The sequence below is a fragment of the Spirosoma gilvum genome (assembly GCF_054776815.1).
Genome location: NZ_BAAHBH010000015.1, coordinates 121957 through 141998, shown reverse-complemented (window position 1 = coordinate 141998; position 20042 = coordinate 121957). Strand labels below are relative to the sequence as shown.

General features: G+C 46.4%; 18 protein-coding genes. 9 read left to right on the top strand and 9 right to left on the bottom strand.

Features of this window, described 5'->3' with window-relative positions:
* Positions 1 to 62: 62 nt before the first annotated feature.
* Entirely contained in the window at positions 63 to 1163 is a 1101-nt protein-coding gene (locus ACYVFD_RS30890) for a PDDEXK nuclease domain-containing protein (RefSeq protein ID WP_461094474.1), read from the bottom strand.
* Between the two features lie 126 nt (positions 1164 to 1289).
* Here ACYVFD_RS30890 and ACYVFD_RS30885 point away from each other — a divergent pair, with 126 nt between their 5' ends.
* The 3 genes from ACYVFD_RS30885 to ACYVFD_RS30875 all read left to right on the top strand — a co-directional run bounded on the left by ACYVFD_RS30885 (position 1290) and on the right by ACYVFD_RS30875 (position 6491).
* Positions 1290 to 2912: a site-specific DNA-methyltransferase gene (locus tag ACYVFD_RS30885; protein WP_461094473.1), complete on the top strand. Its 1623-nt coding sequence runs from the start codon at positions 1290 to 1292 to the stop codon at positions 2910 to 2912.
* Positions 2913 to 2931: 19 nt separating this feature from the next.
* Entirely contained in the window at positions 2932 to 5619 is a 2688-nt protein-coding gene (locus ACYVFD_RS30880) for a DEAD/DEAH box helicase (RefSeq protein ID WP_461094472.1), read from the top strand.
* 221 nt (positions 5620 to 5840) lie between these two features.
* Positions 5841 to 6491, top strand: a complete 651-nt coding sequence (locus ACYVFD_RS30875; RefSeq protein ID WP_461094471.1) for an SH3 domain-containing protein — start codon at positions 5841 to 5843, stop codon at positions 6489 to 6491.
* 437 nt (positions 6492 to 6928) lie between these two features.
* Here ACYVFD_RS30875 and ACYVFD_RS30870 read toward each other — a convergent pair whose 3' ends face one another.
* The 4 genes from ACYVFD_RS30870 to ACYVFD_RS30855 all read right to left on the bottom strand — a co-directional run bounded on the left by ACYVFD_RS30870 (position 6929) and on the right by ACYVFD_RS30855 (position 11148).
* Complete coding sequence (locus ACYVFD_RS30870) at positions 6929 to 7186, bottom strand: integrase core domain-containing protein (protein WP_461094470.1); 258 nt, start codon at positions 7184 to 7186, stop codon at positions 6929 to 6931.
* Positions 7187 to 7266: 80 nt separating this feature from the next.
* Positions 7267 to 8370 carry a transposase family protein gene (locus ACYVFD_RS30865; RefSeq protein WP_461094469.1) on the bottom strand — a complete coding sequence of 368 codons (1104 nt, stop codon included), beginning with the start codon at positions 8368 to 8370 and terminating at the stop codon, positions 7267 to 7269.
* On the bottom strand, positions 8307 to 9158 hold the full coding sequence (locus tag ACYVFD_RS30860; RefSeq protein ID WP_461094468.1) for a UbiA prenyltransferase family protein: 852 nt from the start codon (positions 9156 to 9158) through the stop codon (positions 8307 to 8309). Before ACYVFD_RS30860 ends, ACYVFD_RS30865 begins: the two co-directional genes overlap by 64 nt.
* 118 nt (positions 9159 to 9276) lie before the next feature.
* The gene (locus ACYVFD_RS30855; protein WP_461094467.1) at positions 9277 to 11148 is read right to left on the bottom strand and encodes a chloride channel protein; all 1872 of its coding nucleotides are present in this window, start codon (positions 11146 to 11148) and stop codon (positions 9277 to 9279) included.
* Between the two features lie 99 nt (positions 11149 to 11247).
* Here ACYVFD_RS30855 and ACYVFD_RS30850 point away from each other — a divergent pair, with 99 nt between their 5' ends.
* Together ACYVFD_RS30850 and ACYVFD_RS30845 are read left to right on the top strand one after the other, a co-directional pair.
* Complete coding sequence (locus ACYVFD_RS30850) at positions 11248 to 11886, top strand: HPP family protein (protein WP_461094466.1); 639 nt, start codon at positions 11248 to 11250, stop codon at positions 11884 to 11886.
* Positions 11886 to 12578 carry a Crp/Fnr family transcriptional regulator gene (locus ACYVFD_RS30845; protein WP_461094465.1) on the top strand — a complete coding sequence of 231 codons (693 nt, stop codon included), beginning with the start codon at positions 11886 to 11888 and terminating at the stop codon, positions 12576 to 12578. Before ACYVFD_RS30850 ends, ACYVFD_RS30845 begins: the two co-directional genes overlap by 1 nt.
* A 357-nt stretch (positions 12579 to 12935) precedes the next feature.
* On the opposite strand, the gene ACYVFD_RS30840 is transcribed toward ACYVFD_RS30845, so the two are convergent.
* The 4 genes from ACYVFD_RS30840 to ACYVFD_RS30825 all read right to left on the bottom strand — a co-directional run bounded on the left by ACYVFD_RS30840 (position 12936) and on the right by ACYVFD_RS30825 (position 15864).
* Positions 12936 to 13574, bottom strand: a complete 639-nt coding sequence (locus ACYVFD_RS30840; RefSeq protein ID WP_461094464.1) for an MCP four helix bundle domain-containing protein — start codon at positions 13572 to 13574, stop codon at positions 12936 to 12938.
* Positions 13575 to 13741: 167 nt separating this feature from the next.
* Positions 13742 to 14386 (bottom strand): TerC family protein, encoded by a 645-nt coding sequence (locus ACYVFD_RS30835; protein WP_461094463.1) that lies wholly within the window; start codon positions 14384 to 14386, stop codon positions 13742 to 13744.
* An 87-nt stretch (positions 14387 to 14473) separates the two neighbouring features.
* The gene (locus ACYVFD_RS30830; RefSeq protein ID WP_461094462.1) at positions 14474 to 14827 is read right to left on the bottom strand and encodes a tellurite resistance TerB family protein; all 354 of its coding nucleotides are present in this window, start codon (positions 14825 to 14827) and stop codon (positions 14474 to 14476) included.
* A gap of 56 nt (positions 14828 to 14883) precedes the next feature.
* Entirely contained in the window at positions 14884 to 15864 is a 981-nt protein-coding gene (locus ACYVFD_RS30825) for a hypothetical protein (RefSeq protein ID WP_461094461.1), read from the bottom strand.
* 953 nt (positions 15865 to 16817) lie between these two features.
* On the opposite strand from ACYVFD_RS30825, the gene ACYVFD_RS30820 reads away from it, so the two are divergent.
* The 4 genes from ACYVFD_RS30820 to ACYVFD_RS30805 all read left to right on the top strand — a co-directional run bounded on the left by ACYVFD_RS30820 (position 16818) and on the right by ACYVFD_RS30805 (position 19638).
* The gene (locus ACYVFD_RS30820) at positions 16818 to 17501 is read left to right on the top strand and encodes an MCP four helix bundle domain-containing protein (RefSeq protein ID WP_461094460.1); all 684 of its coding nucleotides are present in this window, start codon (positions 16818 to 16820) and stop codon (positions 17499 to 17501) included.
* An 82-nt stretch (positions 17502 to 17583) separates the two neighbouring features.
* Positions 17584 to 17994, top strand: coding sequence for a GreA/GreB family elongation factor (locus ACYVFD_RS30815; protein WP_461094459.1), 411 nt, complete (start codon positions 17584 to 17586; stop codon positions 17992 to 17994).
* Positions 17995 to 18060: 66 nt separating this feature from the next.
* A complete protein-coding gene (locus tag ACYVFD_RS30810; RefSeq protein WP_461094458.1) occupies positions 18061 to 18315 on the top strand; it encodes a helix-turn-helix domain-containing protein in 255 nt (84 codons plus the stop codon).
* 462 nt (positions 18316 to 18777) lie between these two features.
* Complete coding sequence (locus tag ACYVFD_RS30805; RefSeq protein ID WP_461094457.1) at positions 18778 to 19638, top strand: universal stress protein; 861 nt, start codon at positions 18778 to 18780, stop codon at positions 19636 to 19638.
* Positions 19639 to 20042: the final 404 nt, after the last annotated feature.

The following is a 20042-nucleotide window of genomic DNA, read 5'->3' as shown; positions in this document are numbered from 1 at the left end:
TTAAAGAAAGGTGGTTAGTTTGGCATTTTACTGCTTTATCCAAGCTTTCTACCTTCTGTATATTAATCACTTAGACTTTGGCTTTCCCGTTCAATCAATGCCCGTAGTTGCTCTTTATCAGGCAACTCAGCCAGATATTGTGAGACAAACACTTCATTCGCCATACCACTGGTGGCATACTCGACTAGGGAACTGTCTTTACTAGCGCAAAGGATTATACCAACGGGCGGGTTGTCACCTAAGCTCATTTCGTTGGCTTTGTAGTAATTTAAATACACGGTCATCTGTCCAGCGTCAGCATGGTCGAATTCACCAATTTTGAGATCGATCAGCACATGACACTTTAGAATCCGATGATAGAAAACAAGGTCGATTCGATAATGACGATTACCGAAACTGATACGCTTTTGCCTAGCCTCAAAGCAGAATCCTCGTCCTAACTCCAATAGAAAGTCCTGCAAATTATCAATGATGGCTTTTTCAAGGTCGTTTTCCGTGTATTCTGGTTTTTCTTGTAAGCCTAGAAATTCTAGCAAGTAGGGATTCCGTATTAAATCCTCCAGACCAGTTGGTTGATTCTCCTGTATGCGAGCAATCACTGCCGCTTTATCTGTCGATAGACTGGTACGTTCAGCTAGGAGCGTTGTAATTGCCCTGTTTAGCTCATGAACCTTCCAGTTATTTTTCAGTGCTTCTACCTCATAGAAACGGCGTAGTAATGGATTTTCTACTTTTAGCAGTTCAACAAAGTGCGAGTAAGTAAGTCGGTCAAGCAAAAGCGAAAGATTAAGCCCTGGTAAGTCTTCATCCACACTTACAGCTCTGCCCGCTTCTACTTTACGAATAGCCTCGAAATCAGTTAGTTTGAATTTGGCAGACAGCGTCTGCCAAATTTGGGGATAGGTAAGATAGAACTGGCGATACTGCCGCAGCGAACGGTCAGATACGCCCTTAATGGAGTACTTTTGCAGTTCGATGGATAAGCGTTTGTGCAGTTGTTGGCCGTAAGCCGCGCGATCGGTGCCATGCTGCTCGAACTCGACAATGTAAAATCCAAACAGATAGTTGCGAAGGGTCAATAATTGATCGGCCTGACGAGCCGCCTGCTGACTAAGCTGCTGATGAAGTCCTTCCAGCGTACTAATTAACTCCGTGAATTGCATAAAAGGTGGGTATAACGTCACTCAATATAGTTATGAATCAACAAAGGGCATAGTAAAAACCGGGCAAAGTGCCTAGGTTATGCTACTTTTGATTATCTGAATTAACTGTTACCAGTACTGCCTATTATGCCGAGTTTACATTGGATTGGGAAAGAAAAAGTTATAAATCACCATCACGACGTACCGTTTCGCGTACTCGATCATCAATATACATTTACCGCTAACACAGCCCAAATAAATGCCGATTCCTCAAATAATCTAATCATTCATGGTGACAACCTGGAAGCGCTGAAAGCCTTACTACCACAGTATGAAGGCCGTGTAAAGTGTATCTATATCGACCCGCCGTATAATACTGGTAATGAGGGCTGGGTATATAACGACAATGTTAATGACCCAAAGATCAAACGATGGTTAGGGCAGGTTGTGGGAAAAGAAAGCGAAGACCTTAGTCGACATGATAAATGGTTGTGTATGATGTATCCAAGGCTGGTATTACTTCAAAAATTACTCTCCTATGATGGTAGTATCTGGGTATCTATAGATGATAATGAGGCTCATTTCTTAAAAATTATTATGGACGAAATTTTTGGAGTTAATTGCTTCATTGCGGACATAATTTGGAAAAAACGTGATGGTGCACCCAATGACAGAAAAATAGGATACATACACGAACATATTATTGTATTCGCAAAATCTAAGAATCCTGGATCTAAAAAGACTGTAGCGGAAGACTGCTTTAATCTAATTCCTCGTTCAGAAAAATCAAATGCAGATTATAAAGTCTTTGCTGAACCAAATGGTCCTGATCCTAAAGGCGCATTTCGTAAAATAGATACCACCGCTAATGGTAAGGGAGGGCGTTTTGTGGAAAGCTTATTTTACCCTATTCGAAATCCTTATACAAATGAAGATGTGTGGCCAAGGAAGGGTACGTGTTGGAGACACAATAAGGACGAGATGATTCGACTTCAAAATGACAATAGATTATATTGGGGTGTAAACGGTCAAGCAGGAACGCCCATGCGTAAATTATACTTATTCGAAGCTCGTGAGGGTATGACGGTACCATCTATATGGAATGATATTGCACTTAATCAACACGGGGCTCAAGAGATAGAAAAAATATTCGGTGAAAAGGCTCATTTTGATACGCCAAAACCAACAGATCTGATTAAGCAAATAGTGCAGATTGCATCTGATAAAAATTCAATAGTTCTAGATTCATTTGCTGGTTCCGGCACAACAGCAGATGCCGTTCTGAAACTAAATCAACAAGACGGCGGGAAAAGACAATTTATTTTAGTCGAGATGGGCGACTATGCAGAAACTACTACGGCTGAAAGGGTCAGGCGAGTAATACAAGGTTACGATAAAAAAGAAGGAACCGGTGGGGATTTTAGTTACTATATAGTTGCTGAAAAACTCTTCGACGAAAGAGGTAATTTGAACCCGTCTGTAGATGCTGAAAAAATTCGAAAATACATCTGGTTCTCAGAAACGAAGGGCAAGACCTTACCAGAGCAAAACAAAGAACCGTATCTATTGGGGGTACAGGAAGGTACGGCCTATTACTTCTGTTATGATCCAGAAGCAGCTGTAACGCTCAATTACGACCTGTTGGGTAACATCAAAACACTTGCTGAACAGTATATTATCTATGCTGACTCTTGCATATTGAGCGACGAATACTTGCAACAAAAGCATATCATTTTTAAGAAAATTCCGCGCGACATTACTCGTCTATAACTGGGTTTACGCAGCCACTATGGAGCTAAAATCGTATCAACAAGGTGTCATTACGGACCTAAACCTATTTTTGGAGCAACTGCAACTGACCAATGGCCGGGTGCGCGATTCATTTTATAACTACTGGAACAACAAAGGATTTAGACCTTTTCCTGGTACGGTAGTAGAGCCTTATAAGAATAACGTGCAGGACGGGGAAAGTCATCCCGTGCCGCACGTTTGTATTAAGGTACCGACAGCTGGTGGTAAGACTTTTATTGCCTGTAATGCTCTGCGCACGATATTCGATAAAATCGAACGTGCTCCCTTGACAGCGAATGTCGTAGTCTGGCTAGTTCCTTCGAACTCCATTTTACAACAGACCATTAATAATTTGCGTGATACCGGCCATCCATACCGGCAAAAAATCAACTCGCATTTTCAGCACCGAGTGGAGGTATTCGATAAACAGGCACTCCTGAGTGGAGCGGGATTCAACGCTACCACCGTACAGGGACAGTTGAGCATTATTGTGATGAGCTTCGACTCATTGCGAGCTAAGAATAAGGAAGATCGCAAGTTGTATCAAGAGAATGGAAATAACATCAGCTTTGCATCCGTCGGGTCTTTGTCAAGCGATTCGGCATCGTCTTATGTACTGGAAGGAACTGATGAAACGGCAGTTATTAACGTACTGCGGTCATTACAACCCGTAGTAGTGGTCGATGAAAGCCACAATGCGGAAAGCGATTTGAGCGTCGAGATGTTACGTAATCTTAACCCAGCCTTTATTCTGGACTTAACGGCTACTCCTCGCAAAAACAGCAACATCATTAGTTTTGTGGACGCTCTGGAGCTGAAGAAAGAAAATATGGTGAAGCTGCCGGTAATTGTTTATAACCAGAAACGGGAGCGCACTGAAGTCATAAATGCGGCATTAAGTCTTCAAAAACGGCTTGAGTTGCTGGCAAATAATGAACGCAAACAGGGTGGCCGCTATATCCGCCCAATCGTGCTGTTTCAGGCCCAGCCCAAGACATCCGAAGACAACCACACCTTCGAAAAGATCAAGGAAACCCTAATCAAAGCTGGTATTCCCAGTGATCAGGTAAAAATCAAAACGGCAAACATTGATGAGCTAAAAGGTATCAATCTTATGGCCAGCGATTGTCCGGTGCGGTACATTATTACTGTCAACGCCCTTAAAGAAGGCTGGGACTGCCCGTTTGCCTATATTTTGGCATCGCTAGCCGACCGCTCGTCAGCGGTGGATGTCGAACAGATTTTGGGACGGGTGCTGCGGCAACCTCATGTAATCAAACACAAATCACCCCTGCTAAACTTAAGCTACGTGCTGACGGCATCCTCAAAATTCCGGGAGACATTACAGAACATCGTAGCTGGTCTGAATAAAGCCGGTTTCAGTGCGAAAGACTATCGAGTTATCGATGAGGAGGCTGAGGAGCAAAACGTAAAACCGTTGGGTGATCCACTTGAATCACTGTTTTCGCCCCCTAATAATACGTCACCGAAATTTGAACCGATGTCAGGTCAAAACAGTGACGAGATCGACCCAAATAGCATTCAATATAACTGTACCGAATCGGATAATGGTTCAAGGAATGTCAAAGCGGTGATTGACGATCTGGAGAAGAAAGCGATTGACGAAGCCAATCAGTTTGAAGAGCGTCTAAAAAATATGGATGGAAAAACCTCTACACTCCCTTCCGTACTGGCCGACCTGGTCAATCAGTATAAAATTAAAGATCAGTTTCAACAGCAAGTTAGTACAATCAAATTACCTCAGTTCTACCTGCGCGTTTCTACTGGTATATTCGGTGACGAAGAAGTGCTTTTGAAGAAAGAAGCATTATTAGCTGATTTCAATCTACGTAAAGCTGACCGCAATATCGACTTCGGTAGTGTCGATTCTGAACTTTATAAAGTTGACTTGGAGGAAGGTAATAAAGGAGAATATACGCCACGGTTTAGTCATATTGACGGTCTGACAAAAGATGCTCTATTGGCCAACATCCTGCCTAACCAGACCCGTGATGGACAAATTAAGTCGATGACGAGTCAAATGATGCGGAGGTTAGGTAACTTCAAACCCATTTCTGACAAAGACGTTGAATGGTATGTACGTCAGGTCCTGGAAGATTTAACGGAGGAACAGTTTCAGGATCTGATTGCTCAAGAATATAGCTATACGCAACGGATCAAGCAGAAGATCGAAGCTCTAACAACGGCGTATGGCGAGAAAACTTTCAGTCTATGGCTTGATCGTGATAAACTATTTCTAAGACCGTCTTTTTCATTCCCTTCAGCTATTTCGCCGACTGAGACCGGAAAAGACCTCATCAAGTCGCTGTATGTGCGGGAAGGTAAAATCAACTTGTTTGAAGAGAAAGTAATTGACGCCGTTGCCAATTTGGAAAGCGTCGCCTTTTGGACCCGTAACTTAGAGCGTGGCCGTGGCTTTTCGATCAATGGCTTTATCAATCACTACCCTGATTTCATAATAGTCACTAAGCGTGGTAAAATCATACTCTTAGAAACGAAAGGCGATCATTTAGATAATGCAGATACTGCCGAAAAAATACGGTTGGGTAATTTGTGGCGAAGTAAAGCAGGAAATGACTATCGATATTTCATGGTCTTCGAGACAAAGGAAGTTCCCGGCGCAAACACACTCGTTGATATAGTGAATACGATTCGAGAATTGTAATATTCTGTAGAGTACTAACCTATCATTCTTTTAACTGAAAAGCACCGAAAGCGCTTTTGGCGTGCTTATTTAGCGTTGTATTTATATTTTTTCATATAGTCATAATTCCATTGATGCTTAATTTTATCAAATCCCTATTTATCCTGAGTTTTTTGTTTTCTTTATCCAGTTGTTCAGATTCCCGATCTGACAAAACTGGTACCTCGTCTGCCGCTTCCACTATGCAAGACGAACACCCAACTCAAAAGATTCGTGGAATCAGTGGGGAGGAAATATTCATCCATACTGGACCAGGTGAGTCGTTTCCACGCTTGGTAAATGAAAAAGCTTCTGCATCTATGGGCAAAACCGATTATTGTGCCGTGGATCGCTCGGTAAAGGTTGTGGTACTAGAAACTAAAGGAGCTTGGTCAAAAATCAACGTTGTAGACCCTGATTGGTTGACGGCTACTTATTTGGGATGGATACCGTCAAAGTACATCTTAAATGGTCTTGCTGAAGAAGAACCCGTAGCCAAACTTGATTCACGAGAGTACGAGATCATCAAAACCAAACATAACTCAGCGGTTCAGAATTACGCGGTTTTGTTGAAGCGTAAGAAGTTTGACAAAAAATCCCTTCATGAATTTATTCGTTCGTTTCGTCAGAATGTCTGCACAGGTAATTGTAATGTGAATGTATACGATTCGAAGGTTGTATTGCCTTATTTAGATGAGTATCCACTTTCCCGAAAACACTATTTAATCGTTGCTGATCATTTTCTGGCTATGTCCACTTTTGATGTCCCAGAAGCAAGTGACTGGTATCCATACCAGGATTTCCAGTATGGCGAGTACGGTGGCCGTCACTGGAAGAAAAAACCCATTCGATAGCTCGTTAATGAACCATCATTAAGCTACTGCTTGAATGTTATCATCCGAAAGTGGAAATAGGAGTTTGTGAATTTATTAAATACCGTTAACGAAATGTCCGGTTTTAAAGGATTGGCAAAAATCGTTCATATAAACCCATTCAATATAAAAATCCGTGAACCATTAAAATGAACGGTTTTAATGAACGAGAAAAAGCCACTTTTGGGGCACTTCACTCCTACCCGGTTACCGTTCAGAAAAACCTCCGATTGATTTCGGACAAGACACCAATTGACTTGTCCTGAAAAATGTTGACCGTTGTCCGATCCTGAAAATAAGTTGTCAGTTTTTGAGTCAAAAAATATTGGTTAATCTTAATCCTGATATAGCGTTGTCAAAGTAGATTAAACGGATGGACTTACCCAAATTGGCCTTGATCCCGGACAACCTTGGACCGTTCATACACCTTTGGCTTCCAGTGCTTTCTCAGCGGTAGCTCGCTCTGATGAGCCATCACTGGAGTTAGTTAACCACAGCTCATGTGGGGACGAAGATGCGGGGCCGCCCGTGCGGTTGTAATTATAGATACTTTTTTCAACCGCCTTCTCAGCCTCCTCAAAAGTAACGAACACTCGGTTCAAGCGGAAATCCGTCTTCAATATTCCATTCACCCGTTCAGCGATAGCGTTTTCATAAGGGTCGCCTTGCTGAGTCATACTGATCAAAATGTTGGCCCCTTTCAGCCTGCGAACGTAATCAAAACTACAGTATTGGCTGCCTCGGTCGGAATGATGGATTAGTTCTCTTCCCTTTCCAAATGGGTTGATAGAGCCATATCCAGGGCCTTTATGCTGCCTTCCGCTGTTAAGAAGGGATGAAGACAGTAACCTACAATCAGCTTTGAATAAGCATCCGTTATTAACGATAAGTAGCCAAAGCCCAACCCAATATATAAGTAAGTTATATCACTAACCCAAACCTGTCTGGGAGCTGTTATCACCCTATCAATAAGTAGGTTAGGATATCGTTGTAAGCGGTGATTTGAATCCGTTGTCTGGGGTGCCTGTCGGCCCTGACGGATAACCATAGCATGATTGTATAGGATCTTGTGCAACTTGTCACGCCCTAATTTGATGCCACTTTTTGCTAAGGGTTCTGCCAGCAGAAGATGTAATTTCCGGGTTCCCAGGCCAGGCACGTCTCGTCTGAGCGCCGTCACCAGATCCAGCACTAACATCGCATGGCTCACTGATCGCTGAGCGCGTTGTTTTCTAGCGTGAAACGCTTGTCGGCTCACACCAAACAGTCGGCAAAGGCTTCCGACACTCACCTTTGCGATTTCGTTTTCACGAAGGGTTAGGACCGTTTGGTTCGGACCGCCGATGCGGCCAGACTTTTTTCTTATTGGCACATTTAATTCTTTTTCAGCGGTCTCAATCATGGTGTTGAGCGCCAGGATCAGCAAATTGGCTTGCTGTAGAGTCTGTTCCAACTCCTCATTTCGCTGTTTTAAAGCGGCCATGTCGCGTTTTTGTGCTTGATTCATGGCGGGTAAAGTTAGCAGGCCTGTTTTCATCTTCTGGCGATAGAGTTGGACCCAGCTGCGCAGGGTATGGCCGCTGTGAATGCCTAAATCTTCCATTACTTGGCTAACTTCTTCACCGCCAAAGGGATACGAAAAACGGCTGTCTCCCGGAGCTGCTCGCTGTACTGGAAGCGACTCAACATGTCGCGAATGTGGTCTTCCATAGTTGTCGATTTTGGGTGAAAATTGACAACCTATATCAGGACAAGACAAAAATTCAACCGAGGGCAAGCAACCGGATAAACCGTCTGTTACAACCAAAGCAGCAATAAGCCCGATAGCATCAGTAATCCATCCAGATAGAGATAATACCAATAATCAGACCGCCATACCGGAATATAGTGGATAGATACGGCTAGGATAAACATAGGTATGCCTACACTCGCCACCTGCCCAACCCTCATTCCTCGCTCTAGCAGCAGCACTTCAGATAAAGTAAAACAACTGAGAATAGCATAAAACACGCGTGTTGCTCGCCGAAGGTCCATTCTGGATACTAACGTAAGCCATCTCGCCTTCCTGTCCTCATCCCGATCCCGGTAATCAAACCAAAAGCAAATGCTGTAAATAAATAAAAAGCGGTTTAAGACCCACACTGTCAAGCCGGTATTCCAGTCTGGAGCCGTGATTAACAGGGGTAGAGTCACTGTGACCAACGTCCAGACCAGAGCTAAGTAGGCGGTCTTGAGAATGGCAACCCGGCGCAGCAGTCGAAACGGCCGGTAATCAAGTTTAGGAGCCGTATACAGAAGAGTAGCCACAATTATTGGAATGAAATAAGGCAGATAAGGTAGCAACTGGGTTAACAGAACCAGCCCCATACTGGCTGAGCCAAGGCATATGACCCACAACAGCGGTTTATGCCGTCTATTCCATTGGTTGCGCTCCGCCAAATCGGCTGTAAGGGGGGTTAGATTCCAGTGCAACGCATAACTACTTAGTGTCGCGAAGAAAATAAAGGGCAGCCAAAAAGTGGGAAGCACACGGTGGAATAAGAGGGCCGTTGTCTGGCTCATCACCACGGCGCACAGGGCAATAAAGCCATTACTAAACAGCACAAACTCCAGTAGGGACACCACCCGTCTACGCACTTGTTCAACCATTGTTTAATTCGAACGTCAGCTTTCGGGAGCTGCTTTACTACGATTCATCGACTAGTCTAAACCAGAAACCTCGTTTTCCCAACAGCCACCCCAACGGTATTTCTTGATCAACAGCCTATCAACGAGTGGCCCTTCCGATTTTATACCCCGCTAACCGTCTTCGAAAACCCTGTCTCATCGAAAGGTGCTTTTTACGAAGTGTGGTTTCTTGTGAACTGGCCTGATAAGCCGAAAACACATCGGCATAATCAAGGCTGCTAATACGCAATGAATCGGCGGAAACGACGGTCAGCATGTCAGCCTGTTTATGACTCATGAGTTCAATTGCGGCTTTTAGGGTACTTTCAGATTCAATACATGGGTAAGGATGATCCGCTAAAACGGTAGTTAGCCGGGTCGTTTGATCGGTATAGGTAATTAGCGTCGACAAACGAACGATACCGCAGATTTGCTGGTGTTGATCGACTACCACAAACCGCTGGGGCTGGGTCGCTTCCTGCCGAAGGTATTGAAACACTTCGCTCAGCGTGCTGTCTTCAGCCAGGAAAAGATTACAGGGCTGTGCAACATCACCAACGGTCCATTTTTCCAGCCAGTCGTGTTCATATGAGTTAGGGGTTTTGGTACCCCGCCGGGCGATTTTCTCGGTCATAATGGTGTTCTCCATCAACAAAAACGAAATACTATAGGAACCAACGCAGGCTGCTAACAGGGGTAAAAGACTGTTAGCCTGCAAGGTGGTTTCCAGCGCAAAAACAATGGAGGTGAGTACTGCCCGGCTGGCTCCGGCAAACAATGCTGACATGCCAATCAGAACAGCCAGGGGCGTGTAAATATCCAGACCGGGAAATAGTCGTGCTAAGCTATGAGCGGCCAGTGCTCCCAGCGCCCCACCAATGGTTAGCAAAGGAGCAAGTGTACCACCGGATGTACCGCTGCCCAGGGAGATAGACCACGAGAGCAGTTTAAACAAAGACAAGGACAGAATAACCGACACCGGCATGGTTCCTGTCAGCAAATGGGTGATATTACTATAACCCACCCCCAGAGTTCTGGGGGCAACATAACCAATAATTCCCACGGCTAATCCACCCAGGGCTGGCCACCACATCCAGTGTACAGGTAATTTTTCAAAAGAGTCTTCGATAAAATAAACCAGCTTAGTAATCACCACCGACAGGCATCCTATCAGCAGGCCCATGGCACTGTAAGCCAGCAAAGCACTATTACTGGCTTTGGGCACGGTACTTAAAAGCGCAAAAACGGGTTCACTGCCAAACAACAGGTGATGACCAGCAGCCCCCGTAATGCAGGCCAGCGCTACAGGAATGATCGAACGGACCGAGAACTCGAACAGGAGCAACTCAATGGCCAGGAAAATGGCGGCTAGCGGAGTACCGAAAATGGTGGCCATGCCCGCTGTTGCTCCAGCCGCCAGCAACGTTTTTCGCTCTGTATCACTGATCGTAAGTAGCTGACCTAACGTAGATCCCAGCGCCCCACCCGTGGCAATAATGGGACCTTCCGCTCCAAAAGGTCCACCCGTTCCAATTGAGATGGCTGCTGAGAGCGGTTTCAAGAAGGCGATGCTAGGTTTGATCCTGCTTTTATTGACCAGAATTTGCTCCATGGCTTCAGGTATCCCGTGTCCCCGGATAGCCTTTGATCCATAAAAGGCCATCAATCCCACAACGATCCCACCTGCTACCGGCACGCCAATGACCCATAAACCCAGCGCTGTATCCGCCGGGCTACGTTCGACTAGTGACCATTGCCCAAAAAAGGCAAGATTAGTCACCAGATTGATGAGGTCAACCAGCCCTCTGGCTATCAACGCGACACCAAAAGCCAGGCCGACTGCTAACTGGGCTATGAATAAAATCCGTTTTTTTGATTCCCATCGGGGCTGCTTTAGCCGTTCACCGGTGAGTACTTGCGGTAATGAAGTAGAAATGGGAATAGAATCTGAGACAGTGTAAGGTCTATTCATATGTCATGGTTTATTATGATACTTGTCATTTATAATGCTTATTAAAATTAATAAGTTGCCTATTTTTGTGATTTAAATCATATATTAATTATACCTGGTGTGAAAATATCCACAAAAAGACCGTATCGTATCGCTCGCTATGTTGTATATAGACAAACCCTGATAAACCCTGCTGATCATTTCTGGACGTTCCTAGGTTCTTTTACCGCCATTGCTGCCTTGGGGCTATTGAACCAGTCAAAACTGGCCGAACAGGATTGTGTGTTTCTGATCGGGTCATTTGGAGCAAGCTGCGTGTTAATCTTTGGCGCAACACATAGCCCGCTCGCCCAACCCCGCAATCTGGTCGGGGGACATTTACTGGCGGCTTTGATTGGCGTGAGTACGTATAAGCTGTTGGATGGTCAGCTCTGGCTAGCGGCAGCCCTGGCCGTTTCGCTCTCTATTGTGGGTATGCAAATAACCAAAACCATGCATCCGCCCGCTGGCGCAACGGCGCTGATTGCTAATATTGGCTCAGAAAAAATAAAAGCGCTGGGTTTTCAGTATATATTGACCCCTGTATTAACGGGCGTATTGATTTTACTGGTTCTTGCCCTTCTGATCAACAATATCCCACGCTACCGGTCTTACCCAAGTCAGCCCATAAGTTGGTCTGGACACAGGGGGCGGTGGCCTAAACTGGTGAAGAAAATACGTAAACAGACAACTTCTCTAAACCGGCTTCGAAGCCTTTGATGAAAACCCAACCAACGCCCTGTGATTTAACCTGTTGTTTACTCTGCCAAAACAGCAAAGAAGGCTGGCTCTCGTTGATTGGAGCCAATCGTCAGATGCTCAGGTTCAAGAAAAAGGAAGTAATTTTTTCCGAGGGTAGCCCCGTTAAGGGCGTTTATTTCGTGTATGAGGGTACGGTAAAAATCCACAAGGCATGGGGTCCGCACAAAGAATTAATTTTGAACTTTGCCCGAAAAGGCGAAATGATTGGGTACCGGGCCTTGGGTGACGATCAAATTCTGCCCATCACCGCAACCGCCCTGGAGGAGGTTACCATCTGCTTCATGACATTACCATTTTTTGAGCTTTTCATCCAATCAAATCAAACGCTCACGTACGCACTGATGAAATTTTTCGCCAATGCGCTACAGGATGCCGAAAAACGGATGCGTAATCTGGCCCTGATGGACGTCAAAGGAAGGGTAGCCGAAACGTTACTGATGCTGGATCGCAAATTTGGTCGGGATGAAACGGGCCAGATCAATGTCTTGCTCACCCGGCAGGATATGGCTGCCTACGCGGGTACCACCTATGAAACCTTTATCCGTACACTTAATGAGTTGACCGCGACAGGGCTGATTCAACAGGTTGATAAACGTCTAGCCATTCTGGATGAAGTACAATTAACCACCCTGACTTATACCGGCTTTTAGCCGACCTTATTTAGTAGGCGCACCCGCTATTGAATCATGGTGAAGTGCATACTAGGCATTAAGGTTGACAGCTATTAGAAGACACTCTCCTCCTTTTATACTTAAAAAACATTCGATTGAACCTCCGATTTCAATCAGGACAAGATAAAGTGAAAAATAGGATTTCTGTTGGCTGTATGTGCGGTAATCTAATACCGAATGTTTCGTCGGCGCAGAGGGGCCGTTGTGGCCGTTTAACCATGGTTAAATGGATGTTTATTCCCAAATCTGTCCCAAAGAAGTTTCTAGTCAGATGTAGCAAGTTCAAGCATTAGTTATCGGGTGAATTACCCGTTGCTCAATAGCCCGCTTTTATCCCTATTCGAAACGGTGCCAGAACAGGCTCAATCCAATGATCAGTATCAAACCTATTTGTAACGCTGTCAGGACGTAGATGTAATTGGTTTGGCCCCTCGACTCGCCCAGCAGTTGCTCGCCAACGGTGAGTTGCAGAGCGGCCAGTTCGTCGAGCGTTTGAGCCACCTGGCCAAACGCCATACTGCCCCTACCCGCAAACAGGGCTTGCTGGGCCTTTGGCCGATCGATCAGATTCGTTATAAGTTCGACTTCTAGCTGGTTGTAAACAGTTAACCGCTGCTTCAGCAACTTAAGTCTGTCGGCTTCCTTCACCGTTAGCTTGGTTTGTTCAAACTCTGTTAGTAGGGAGTCTGCACGACGATTATACCGGTCGAGTGTTGAGGTGATCAGACCCCTATTCGGTCTATTGGTCGTCAGTATATACGTTTCCAACACCAACCGTTTGCGATAAACGGCGCCTGTCAGATTAACCAGCATGCCGGTCGGCACTAGACGATCTTTGTAAATGGATGAGGTTGCCTCCTGCATGTCGTGAATACGGCGACGACTCAGGAAGATGCTGGTCAGCGTCAAACCCAGCAACGCAATCACCAGCAGGGTGGAGCGTACCGGCGAACGAGTATCAGGTGAAGATGTCATAAAGTAAGGACGATTAGCCTGTTGTCAACCTATTTGTATAGGGCAGCACAGGGCTACCCGGATTACTCAGTTATTTTTTGCGGTTCAACCCGTTTATTAGTCATCTCACTTATGCCCAGCTTTAGACAAAGTCCTCATCTGAATCAGGTCAACTAGAAACGCAAAGGTCATGGCAAAGTAGATATAGCCTTTGGGTATCTCAACGTGCAGCCCTTCGGCCACCAAGGACATCCCGATAATGAGCAGAAAACACAGGGCCAGAATCTTGAAGACGGGTGCCGGGTTATGAATTCACTGATGGGTTTTGCCGCCACCAGCATGATCCCCACCGCCACCACAATGGCCGTGTACATCACCCAGAGCGCACTGACCATACCCACAGCCGTGACGATGGAATCCAATGAAAAAACAAGATCCAGAATCAGGATCTGAATCAACAGGTTGCGTAACGAGTTTTGGGTTGTATCGGGGGCATGGGCATCATTACCCAGTTCAGCATAGCGGTAGATTTCAGCCGTGCTTTTGTAGATCAGAAATAGGCCCCCGGCCAGCAAAATCAGATCTTTCCCGCTAATGTCGATGTTGGCTAGGGTAAACAGCGTGGTAGTTAGCTGCATGATCCAGGCCAGCAGGGTCAGCAGCCCCAGTCGCAAAAACATCGCCAGGCCTAGGCCCCAGTAGCGGAACCTATTCCGCTGGGCGAGGGGCAATTTGCCAGCTAAGATCGAAATGAATATAACGTTGTCGATGCCCAGAATGGTCTCCAGCACAATCAGGGTCAATAAGGGAATCAGGTGGTTTATACCGTCCATAAGGCGAATTCAGTCAACAGTAGATGAGTGGTAGCAACGACCTACTCCGGCCGTCTTTGCCGGACCAGAATGAAGGTACATTTCTGCTTACATTCGGTGCAATTCCCACCAGAACTGCCGGATGAAAGCCCGTTCTTCCCGCGAGATGCCCTCGTGGGCCCGCGCCACCCGCAGCAGAATACGGACAAATCGTTTCCTGGTTTCCTGGCTGATGTCAACCCTCTTGCCGGCCTGTCGGCGCCGGCCAAAGGCGCTGGCTTCCTCGGCCAGCTCACCCATATTATCCCGCAGGAACATCGCGCAGATGGCCAGATCGCTGTAGGGCCCCTCAGTTAGCAGGTCACAGGCTAGCTTTGTCTCATCTGGATGAAGTTGACCGTCCAGTTTACACAGGGCATAAACGATACTGTCTAATCCTATGGCTACATCGGGTGAATACATAGGGGGTGAGTTTACAAGTTGTTTTCAGAACGGGTTTTGGCTGAAGGGGAGCGTCTTCAGGCGTACGCCTGAGCGGCCAGGTGATGAAATACGCGCTCATCTAAGCGGTAACGGTCATTGAGCGTCAGGCTGCTGCGGGCCGTAAACAGGGCATAATTAACGGCATTATAGAGCAGCCAGCAGGAGGGTGGAGAATTCAACAGGCGCTCCTCCAGCCGCAGGCGCTCACGGGCCTGCTTGATCAACTGAACCGGTACGGGCAATTTCCGAAGGACGTTCTCATGACTCCCGGCCATATCCGTCTGCTGAAAATGGTCATATACGGTCGCCGTCAGCGTAACGCCGGTCTTCAGGTGATCGAGAAGCAACTCATGCAATTGCTGCTGAAACAGCGGAATGGTCAGCGCACTTTGATGGAGTTTACGAATATCCGGCGAAGGCCGCTGTGGCCGCGACGACTGGGGCAACAGTGTTTTAATCGCCACTGGTTTTTGGGGTCCTTTTACCCAGTGGCCCAACCAGGCCTGATAAGCATTCAGATCGGCAAAGGAGTCCGCCCAGCCTAGCAGGCCATTTTGACAAACGTTCCGGTACACACTGCTGCCCAGGTGGGTGGAGGGGTCCATCAGGGCCGTTAGCGATTGCCCCTGAATGCTGAATGGCGTCTTACCATTATAACTATTGGTAATGGTCAGACTCCGCTGCAGTTGCTCGGTCCCTACCGACAGCGATGCGGGCAGAATAATGCTGATGCTGAACTCGCCTGTGTTGGTATGTTTAATCAGGAGCTGGTAATCCGGGATCAGTTCATCGACGACCTCCTGAATGGCCCGGTTTGGTATAATGGTGTAGTCGGCACTCTGAATGCCGAACAGGGTTTTCCGTCCACCCACTGGTTGGCCCACAATCAGTTTTTGGCGATCGGTGGCTATAATATCATAGTCAGGCAACAAATCGCTGAGCAGCAGCGGCTCTACAGGAAAACATATATCCTCCCAGCTAGTCGATAGTTCCGGTTGTGCACTAATGTACGTCATTTATTTGCGTTTGTATTTTTACAGTTGTAAATTTACAGCAAGAAAGTAAGAAATCAAAACACGAACGTCATGGAAAGGCCAATACGAAGAGTTCCCCACGTCAACAAAGTAGTGCTACTCAGTCTACTGGCTGGCCTTGGAGTCTTCATACATTATACCTACGGGTTGTTTCTTATAAGTCCGAAGCCGGGAATATCCTTTAAGGCGCGTAGCGATTACAAGGCCCAGTGGCTGGGCATCTAATTGAAATAAATGAACCCCGTCTGGCATTGGCCGACGGACAACTGTCGATAAGTGGACTAAGCCTTTGGGCGCCCGGCAACGCTATGCGTAGTCAGTATTATTAATCAGGAAAAATTATGCCAACCCATCCTTTCGAAGAATTGAAGGAACAGATGCCCTCTTCTCGCTGGCTGCCGGTACGTTATCTGCTCTTCTTTGGTGGGGTGTTGCTGATCTGTCTATGGGCGGAGGTGAACCGGCGGCAACAGCTAGCTTACGTGCAGCCTACCTGCTCCGGCGTTGGGGGCAACCCGCCCAGCCAATTCGTCCCTAAACGACCTGGGTTCTGCGCTAGTAAAAAGCCTGTTTTAGGCTCTGTGACCACATCCCGGCAGAAAACTAACCTTGTACGGTTAAGTCACTGTACCGGCCATCTACGTATACCCCTTATATCATTAACACTATGCCCTGACTTGATTATAATCAAGTAGTGCGACAAAAAGTAAGCGTTGATAAAGCCCTCTTCCGCAGGGGACTCCGCAAGTACTCCCCTACCTGTCTGTTGGGGAACGCATTCAACGGCTGCGTTAGTGTTGACGGCAAAAGTCCTGGCATCAACCTGAAGCCGCGCTCGTATCGGGTTGAAAATTCGAACAATACCACTTACCCATTGACACATAATTAGTCGTGCATAAGCCCTAAATCAAACGTAAATTTTCTCTCTGAATCCCATGAAATGGTCGTTCGCCCTCCAACAAAAGCTTAAAGTGGCCGGGCTGTTGCTGAGCCTGATGCTGGTCATTTTATATACGGCGACCAGCCTGAAAAATGACATACAGGACATGGACCAAACGGTAGCCGCCCTCTACGATGACCGTTTGCAGCCTGCTATTGAATTGGTTCATATCAACGAAAGTCTACACGCCAAACGACTGCTGATTGAACATCAGTTCGTCAATGAAGTGCCTGTTTCACCCGCGGCTCTGGCTAGTCAACTGGAGCACTATGACCAGCGTATAAATGAGCGTATCCGTAAATACAAAAAAACAAAACTTACTACCAGCGAGACACGCTGGCTGAACGCATTCAACAAGACCTACCGGCAGGGGCATGACCTGGAGACGTCTATCCAGACCTTGTTACTTGCCGATCAGTCGTCCCAGGCCCGTCAGATTTTTTATGGACCAGGGGCACTAGTTTTTAAATACAGTGTTCAGGCACTCCATGAACTGGCTCAGATCCAAACCGAAATAGGCCAAAAATCGGTGAAAGATGCGCATCGGATGGCCGCTGGTGGATCGTTAAACGTGCACCTGTTAACGGCCCTTTCACTCCTGGTGGGCCTGATCATTCTGGGCCTTATTCACAACGCACGGTTAGTAGGCCAGCCAGCCCAGCCGTTTCCTCTCAACTAAGGAATTGCTTTTCAGTGGATTTTGGTTTCAAAACGTCTCTTGAGGATCAATTCATCGATTTTACCATCTAAACCAATGAATTATGACAAATCGGATTATTAGTAAGCTGGACTATCAGCGCTTAAAACAACGGATCGAGCAGGCTAAAATCAATGCCCGCCTATCGCCTACGCAGCTCATGAAACTAGTGCGGAGTGTAGAGCGAGCAACCCTGCTAGACCCGGGGAAGATACCATCGGATGTGGTCACTATGAATTCGGTGGTAAGTCTGGAATATATAGATATGGATAAGCACCTGGAAATTTGCTTGGTGTACCCCGAAGAGGCTGATGGCGCACGCAACCGAATTTCTATTTTTTCCCCTTTAGCCACCGCCTTGCTAGGCTGTCAGCAGGGGACCGTAGCCAACCTGCCAACCCCTTTTGGTTCCATAAACATTCGAATCAACCAGATCCTCTATCAGCCCGAAGCCGCTGGGGACTTCTCACGTTAATCATCAGTCCGATTAATGGAGCCATTGGTTCGTTTTAGTACGCCTGATTTTTGAAAAACAGTCGGTATGGTTCAAGTAAACTATGTGATTTTAAACGAAGTAGATGAAGCGGCTACTCGTCAACAAATCGGTTATCTGATTCGGGACATCCGGTTACAGGCTGATTTGACGCAGAATGAGCTGGCTCAGCAATTAGGTGTGAGCATTTCTACCCTGCATAAATACGAAACAAATGGTCAGAAAATACCCATGCACATTCTGACTAAAATTGCTCACCTATGTCACGTCAATTTAGTGGTAGGCTTCCAGTCGAAGTCCTAGTGGGGGTTCATCAGCCCCGTTTTCTGAGGATGGTGTCGGTTAACGCTCAGCCTGCAAGGGCCTAGGCTGAGAAATTGGGCAGGCTTTTGTGTAGTGGCACCATGATCAATCGCTACCGAATGGATCTAAACCGGTACCATTCTTTCAACGATGGCCAAATTAGTAAGCTCTGTGCTGAGCTAGTTCAACATACCGATATAACGTTCCATATGGTTTGTGGAGTGGAACAGCCAGTTAACCCCTCAGGAAGCGATTAGAAGCCCAATCAATGCGTATCGATAACGACTCATAAGCTTGGCAAGTCGTAGAAAGAACAGTTACGTATTTACTTAGAAAAAGCGTGTCGTGAAGTGAATCGGCCCTAGAAGTCGCCTTTCTCAACTCAATGAAAAGCCTATAAGTAGGGTAGGGTTCACGAAAAAATAAAGTCATTGTGTTTACCAGTCAAGGGAGCGAATCGATATGAAAACTATTTTGTTAGCAACCAATTTGCGGGAGCAAAACACAGCCGTATTTGATTGGGCACGCCTATTCGCCCACCACTATAATTCATTGTTGCTCGTACTGCATGTACAGCAGACCTCTAAAAAGGTGATTGGCCGGGTGGATTCGGACCCTGTCAACCTAAACCCATCGATAGATGCGCTGATCGAAACGGCCTACCCAGCCAAGCTCCGCCAGCTAGCAACCCAATTTCAGCGGGAAGGTATTCACTGCCAGGTCCTTTTGCGGCAGGGGAATGCAGCCGAGGTCATACTGGCCACGGCCCAACAACAAGCCGTTGACTTGATCCTGATGGGGCATGATCCCCTGGCTAGTATCTATCAGCAATTGTTGACGGGTAGTGTCGCTCTCAACATTGCCCGGCGTTCACGGTGTCCAGTTCTAATCGCACCCACTGACGATCGGGAGATGGTACCAGGTCGGATTTATCCGCGAACGATTGTGTATACTACATCTCTGGCGTTTAAGCAGCCTACGCCCTTCACCCAGGTTATTGATATGGTCCATCGGTTTGGGTCCAGGCTACGCCTTCTTCATATACAGACGGAGAATCGATCAAATAAGACCAGTAGCGATAAGCGAATCGCTCATCTACAGCATCATAGAAGTGATAAAGATTTTGAGTTGGATTGGGTTAATGCGCCAACCGTGGTTAGTGGAATCGACGGGTATCTTTCCACAACTACGGCCGATTTACTGGTAATGACCACCCATGAACGCGACTTTATATCGGGTTTGCTAAACCCTAGTCTGACAGGCCGAATGATTAGTCGATCGACAATTCCTATTCTGGTTTATCATCTAAAATCGGTCTGCTAATGCATTCACTTAAAACGAACTCGTTAGCCGTATACTTGATGGCTTTTACTTAATGCCAGGCGTCTGATTTGTCTGTAGGGTAGGGTGTCAAATGAAAGTGGATAAAAAGAAAAAATGCGAAGAGTTAATGTATCTCGTCAGCCAAAAGTGGACCGTGAATTATCGCTTTGGGAATCATCGAGATTTTCGTCCAATAAAAGGGTATATAGAACTCCCTTTCTCCCTGTATAACATTCTATAGGTGAATGGCTTACATTGGTGGCTTCTTAAATCAAAATCGTTCACGAAAACCTCCGTTAATTTCAGTATTTGGCATTAGAGTTGTAAGCGCTGAAGCACGTCCATAACCTGAATAATCTGTTCTGGTTTCCAGAGATCACTGCGGCTAAAACGAACATGGGCCT

Bases quoted from the DNA above. Each gene is read 5' to 3' on its own strand.
- ACYVFD_RS30890 (WP_461094474.1), bottom strand. From the start codon at position 1,163: ATGCAATTCACGGAGTTAATTAGTACGCTGGAAGGACTTCATCAGCAG.
- ACYVFD_RS30835 (WP_461094463.1), bottom strand. From the start codon at position 14,386: ATGGACGGTATAAACCACCTGATTCCCTTATTGACCCTGATTGTGCTG.
- ACYVFD_RS30840 (WP_461094464.1), bottom strand. From the start codon at position 13,574: ATGACATCTTCACCTGATACTCGTTCGCCGGTACGCTCCACCCTGCTG.
- ACYVFD_RS30820 (WP_461094460.1), top strand. From the start codon at position 16,818: ATGAAATGGTCGTTCGCCCTCCAACAAAAGCTTAAAGTGGCCGGGCTG.
- ACYVFD_RS30830 (WP_461094462.1), bottom strand. From the start codon at position 14,827: ATGTATTCACCCGATGTAGCCATAGGATTAGACAGTATCGTTTATGCC.
- ACYVFD_RS30815 (WP_461094459.1), top strand. From the start codon at position 17,584: ATGACAAATCGGATTATTAGTAAGCTGGACTATCAGCGCTTAAAACAA.
- ACYVFD_RS30810 (WP_461094458.1), top strand. From the start codon at position 18,061: ATGGTTCAAGTAAACTATGTGATTTTAAACGAAGTAGATGAAGCGGCT.
- ACYVFD_RS30845 (WP_461094465.1), top strand. From the start codon at position 11,886: ATGAAAACCCAACCAACGCCCTGTGATTTAACCTGTTGTTTACTCTGC.
- ACYVFD_RS30860 (WP_461094468.1), bottom strand. From the start codon at position 9,158: ATGGTTGAACAAGTGCGTAGACGGGTGGTGTCCCTACTGGAGTTTGTG.
- ACYVFD_RS30875 (WP_461094471.1), top strand. From the start codon at position 5,841: ATGCAAGACGAACACCCAACTCAAAAGATTCGTGGAATCAGTGGGGAG.
- ACYVFD_RS30880 (WP_461094472.1), top strand. From the start codon at position 2,932: ATGGAGCTAAAATCGTATCAACAAGGTGTCATTACGGACCTAAACCTA.
- ACYVFD_RS30885 (WP_461094473.1), top strand. From the start codon at position 1,290: ATGCCGAGTTTACATTGGATTGGGAAAGAAAAAGTTATAAATCACCAT.
- ACYVFD_RS30805 (WP_461094457.1), top strand. From the start codon at position 18,778: ATGAAAACTATTTTGTTAGCAACCAATTTGCGGGAGCAAAACACAGCC.
- ACYVFD_RS30855 (WP_461094467.1), bottom strand. From the start codon at position 11,148: ATGAATAGACCTTACACTGTCTCAGATTCTATTCCCATTTCTACTTCA.
- ACYVFD_RS30825 (WP_461094461.1), bottom strand. From the start codon at position 15,864: ATGACGTACATTAGTGCACAACCGGAACTATCGACTAGCTGGGAGGAT.
- ACYVFD_RS30870 (WP_461094470.1), bottom strand. From the start codon at position 7,186: ATGACTCAGCAAGGCGACCCTTATGAAAACGCTATCGCTGAACGGGTG.